Source organism: Dorea sp. (assembly GCF_977044405.1).
Genome location: NZ_CDRRQK010000056.1, coordinates 1 through 3,805 on the forward strand (window position 1 = coordinate 1; position 3,805 = coordinate 3,805).

The following is a 3,805-nucleotide window of genomic DNA, read 5'->3' on the forward strand; positions in this document are numbered from 1 at the left end:
TCATGTGAAGAGAGTTGTTCTGGTCAATACAGAGATTGTGGATGAATATCTTGAAAATTTCAGAGATGAATTATAAAAAATAAAATGTAATACATGAGGAGCAAAACACGTTGACTTATTGTCGGACGCAAAGCATAATAAAGAAAAAAGTGAGCATTTTACAGGAAAGCGAATAGTGCAGTTTTGAATTTGTGCAGACGGTCTGCACAAATTAGGTAAGATTGAATTATAAGACTATGAAGCGAGGTAGTGGATATGGAAAAAGATCCGTTTAAGGAATATTTGAGGGAGTCTGAACCGGATAAAGCTCATAAGGGTTATGCTTGGAGTACGGCAATCGGACTTCAGGCAGTGGATGGACTCAAACCATCTAAATATTTGATTGATACTGCAATTCAGAATATTGAAGGCAAAATCACGATAAAGGAAGCACAGAGTCTTATCGACAGCTATTATGAAGAAAGACCAGTGCATTTGTCCGATGATGAGCGTACTGAAGAAGCTGATAAGGTTTCGTCCCGTATTGCAGAAATTCTTTCCGAAACAGCGTTTTCATTTTCTCCAAATGAGTATATTTCTATCCATCGCAAACTCTTTCAGGGAATTTATAAACACGCTGGAAAGATTAGAGATTACAACATCACAAAGAAAGAATGGGTGCTTGATGGAGCAACCGTTATGTACGGTAGTGCGTCCGAACTGAGAGCTACACTTGAATACGATTTTTTGCAGGAGAAAGATTTTAGCTACAAAGGACTTTCAATGGACGAGATTATCCATCATCTTGCGGTATTTGTTTCAAGGTTATGGCAAATCCATATTTTCGGGGAAGGCAATACGAGAACAACGGCAGTATTCTTCATCAAATATTTAAGGACGCTTGGGTTCTCGGCAACCAATGATATTTTTGCAGAAAATGCGTGGTATTTCAGAAATGCACTTGTCCGTGCAAACTATACGAACCTGCAAAAAGGTATTCACGAAACAACAGAGTATCTGGAAGCGTTTCTCAGAAATCTGCTTTTGAACGAAAAAAATGAACTTCATAATCGAAATCTTCATATAAGTAGACTTTTAAACGAAGAAAAAGTGGACATTGGGGATGCAAAAGTGGACATTGAGAATGAAAAAGTGGATATTGAAAGTGTACTTTCTGAAAAAGGCAGCGATTTCTCGGCAAAAACGATGGTTCATATCCATAGACTCTTTGAAGAGTTTGGCTTTGAAGAGGTGTTTGGAAGAAGTGCCGTTATGGGGATTCTTGAGCTGAAAAGTTCAGGTGCTTCCAAACTTCTTTCCAATTTGGTACAGGCAGATATTATTGAACCGGTATCCGGTCACGGAAAAGGAAAATATAAATTCAAGAAGTAATTAGAAAATTCCAAGGAGTGATGGCTATGGAGAATCAATTAGAAAAATTCGGTCAAAATAGTTTTATGGATAATGTTGTTAAAACTGATGACATCTTAAAGGATATGTGTGGGATTATCTAGTCCTCACAAAAAGCTGCATATCAGGCTGTCAATACATTGCTCGTGCAGAGAAATTGGTTGATTGGTTACAGAATAGCAGAAGAAGAATTAGGTGGAGATGAACGCTCGGAGTATGGGCTAGAGGTAGTAAAGAAATTTCTAAAGAACTGACTCAGCAATATGGAAAAGGATATGATAGAAGTAATTTATAGCATTGTCTGAAGTTTTATAAAACCTTTCCTGAAATTGTCGACACGGCGTGGAGACAATCCGGCGTTCTGCTTTCGTGGTCGCATTATAGAACATTATTACAGGTCAAAGACCCTGAAGCTTGTGACTGGTATGCGAAAGAAGCCGCAGAACAGACTTGGAGTGTTCGTACTTTGCAGAGAAACATTTCTTCTCAGTATTATTACCGTATGCTGGGGACTCAGAAAAAAGAGTTTGTAGAAAGTGAAATGAAGAAACTGACTGCACCGTATCAAAATGATAAGTTGGAGTTCATCAAAAATCCAGTAGTTGCGGATTTTTTAGGTTTTTCTCAGAATGCAGATTTTACAGAGAGTGACCTTGAGAAAAGGATTCTTTCCAATTTACAGAAATTTTTGATGGAGCTTGGAAAGGGATGCTCAGCATCAATGCTTGTGATGTTGATCTGATGAGCGGCTCATCACCGTTGGCACGGCAGTCCTCCATATATTTAGTCCACAGGAGTTTTTTACTGACTCCGTTGCGGAGCAGTTCTTTGTGGATGTAGTCGTAGTCTGGCATACGCTTGTTTTTCGATATTGAACTTTCTTTAGAAAACATGAGTCTTTGAAGTTCAGCATCCGTCATAGATTCATCAAGTGGCCAAGAAAGGTTTAATTCTCTGGCACGTTTTTGAACTTTGACTACAGTTTTCTGAGCAACACCACAGCTTGCCATGATGTTGCGTTGAGAAAAGCCTAGTCCGGTAAGCCGGATGATTTCTCGATATTTGGTCATAATTGAGACCTCCTTGTAATGAATTTACACCATTAGGTGCATACATTCATTATAAGGTTTTGAATATAAAGTGATTTCTTTTTTGACGGAATCATGATTTTCATTAAAACGGAATTGTGATTTCCATATACCGGACAGCTGATGGATTTTACCCCGGATTATTCAAATATAGTAAAACACTTGAGATAATATGGAAAATGCCACGCAAAGTAGCAGAAAAGCTCGGCGTATCGAGGCAGGCGGTTACAAAGTGGGAAACGGACACAGGCATCCCCGATATTGAAAATATTATGGCAATCTCTGCTTTGTTTGATATTTCTATTGACGAGCTGTTTTCCAATAAAAAGGGATCGAAAAAGCCAGTACAAGGACTTCACTGCCGTGGAAGCTGCCGTCAATGCTGTTGTCCGTGGTAAAAATATTACGGAGCAATCCGAATTAGACAAGATGGCAAAGACTATCGAAGATGCGATTGCTGCTCTTGAGAAAAAACCTGCCAGTACCAAACATGGAACATCCGATAAGAGTCCGCAGACCGGTGACACAAGCAACATTGCTTTGTGGATTGCCCTGTTGTTCGTCAGCGGCGGTGCAGCCATCGGTACAACGGTTGTCAGCAGAAAGAAAAAGTACAACAAATAATTGAATAGCGTTCCCTTGCTCGATATCTTCCGAGCAAGATAAAAGCGTCGTAGAAATACGGTGCTTTTTTGTTACCCGGAAGCGATAAACAGCGGTTTACGAAGAAAATCTCTCTTTAACTTCAATTAAAGGTTCTCTTTTGCAGTTTGGACAATACAGAGGAAAATTTTTAATCTTGTATTTTTCTAATTTTATTTCGTGGTTTGTTCCCACATGTGGACAAAATATCCATTTCGTTTTTTCATATTTTCTTCTTTAGATTTCCACATTTAAATGTGGGCTGTGGAGTTTTCTCTTCAGTGGAAGAAGCAGCAACGAAATTAGTGAAAGTACTTGAAAAATTTTTCGTATTGGAAGTATATGCTGAAAATTATTTTTGGAACTTGATACAAAAACTGTTAAGAAATGGTACGAAGTTATTCAAGATTCCATATCTACTATCTTGGATAAGTGCGTAGAAATAAGTGGAATATCAATACAATTGTATTGAATTAGTAATGAAATGGCATTATAATGAAGAAAAAAGGAGGTATCTAAAATGGCAAGTACAATTCAGATCAGGGTAGACGATGACTTGAAAAATAAATCAGATCAGCTTTTTAAAGATCTTGGAACTGATACGACATCAGCAATAAGGATGTTTTTAACGCAGGCGGTTGCATATAATGGATTTCCATTTGAAATAAAACGAACTGTGCATAATC

General features: G+C 38.1%; 9 protein-coding genes. 7 read left to right on the plus strand and 2 right to left on the minus strand.

Features of this window, described 5'->3' with window-relative positions; translation table 11 throughout:
- The first annotated feature begins 4 nt into the window (after positions 1-4).
- The 4 genes from ACWJAF_RS13805 to ACWJAF_RS13820 all read left to right on the plus strand — a co-directional run bounded on the left by ACWJAF_RS13805 (position 5) and on the right by ACWJAF_RS13820 (position 2,131).
- Positions 5-76 (plus strand): DUF6462 family protein, encoded by a 72-nt coding sequence (locus tag ACWJAF_RS13805; protein WP_448864715.1) that lies wholly within the window; start codon positions 5-7, stop codon positions 74-76.
- Positions 77-255: 179 nt separating this feature from the next.
- Complete coding sequence (locus tag ACWJAF_RS13810; RefSeq protein WP_448864717.1) at positions 256-1,371, plus strand: Fic family protein; 1,116 nt, start codon at positions 256-258, stop codon at positions 1,369-1,371.
- A 164-nt stretch (positions 1,372-1,535) separates the two neighbouring features.
- The gene (locus ACWJAF_RS13815) at positions 1,536-1,643 is read left to right on the plus strand and encodes a hypothetical protein (RefSeq protein ID WP_448864707.1); all 108 of its coding nucleotides are present in this window, start codon (positions 1,536-1,538) and stop codon (positions 1,641-1,643) included.
- Positions 1,644-1,717: 74 nt separating this feature from the next.
- Positions 1,718-2,131, plus strand: a complete 414-nt coding sequence (locus ACWJAF_RS13820; protein WP_448864719.1) for a DUF1016 N-terminal domain-containing protein — start codon at positions 1,718-1,720, stop codon at positions 2,129-2,131.
- Here ACWJAF_RS13820 and ACWJAF_RS13825 read toward each other — a convergent pair.
- Positions 2,028-2,459, minus strand: a complete 432-nt coding sequence (locus tag ACWJAF_RS13825; RefSeq protein WP_448864709.1) for a hypothetical protein — start codon at positions 2,457-2,459, stop codon at positions 2,028-2,030. The genes ACWJAF_RS13820 and ACWJAF_RS13825 overlap by 104 nt on opposite strands.
- Before the next feature lie 197 nt (positions 2,460-2,656).
- Here ACWJAF_RS13825 and ACWJAF_RS13830 point away from each other — a divergent pair, with 197 nt between their 5' ends.
- Positions 2,657-2,875: a helix-turn-helix transcriptional regulator gene (locus tag ACWJAF_RS13830; protein WP_448864711.1), complete on the plus strand. Its 219-nt coding sequence runs from the start codon at positions 2,657-2,659 to the stop codon at positions 2,873-2,875.
- A gap of 31 nt (positions 2,876-2,906) precedes the next feature.
- Positions 2,907-3,101, plus strand: coding sequence for a sortase B protein-sorting domain-containing protein (locus ACWJAF_RS13835; RefSeq protein WP_448864713.1), 195 nt, complete (start codon positions 2,907-2,909; stop codon positions 3,099-3,101).
- A 96-nt stretch (positions 3,102-3,197) separates the two neighbouring features.
- Here ACWJAF_RS13835 and ACWJAF_RS13840 read toward each other — a convergent pair whose 3' ends face one another.
- Positions 3,198-3,329 (minus strand): cysteine-rich KTR domain-containing protein, encoded by a 132-nt coding sequence (locus ACWJAF_RS13840; RefSeq protein ID WP_448864721.1) that lies wholly within the window; start codon positions 3,327-3,329, stop codon positions 3,198-3,200.
- Positions 3,330-3,639: 310 nt separating this feature from the next.
- Here ACWJAF_RS13840 and ACWJAF_RS13845 point away from each other — a divergent pair.
- Positions 3,640-3,805, plus strand: a 166-nt coding sequence (locus ACWJAF_RS13845) for a type II toxin-antitoxin system RelB/DinJ family antitoxin (RefSeq protein WP_448864723.1), incomplete at its 3' end; no start/stop codon positions are given.

Bases quoted from the DNA above. Each gene is read 5' to 3' on its own strand.
- ACWJAF_RS13810 (WP_448864717.1), top strand. From the start codon at position 256: ATGGAAAAAGATCCGTTTAAGGAATATTTGAGGGAGTCTGAACCGGAT.
- ACWJAF_RS13825 (WP_448864709.1), bottom strand. From the start codon at position 2,459: ATGACCAAATATCGAGAAATCATCCGGCTTACCGGACTAGGCTTTTCT.
- ACWJAF_RS13830 (WP_448864711.1), top strand. From the start codon at position 2,657: ATGCCACGCAAAGTAGCAGAAAAGCTCGGCGTATCGAGGCAGGCGGTT.
- ACWJAF_RS13835 (WP_448864713.1), top strand. From the start codon at position 2,907: ATGGCAAAGACTATCGAAGATGCGATTGCTGCTCTTGAGAAAAAACCT.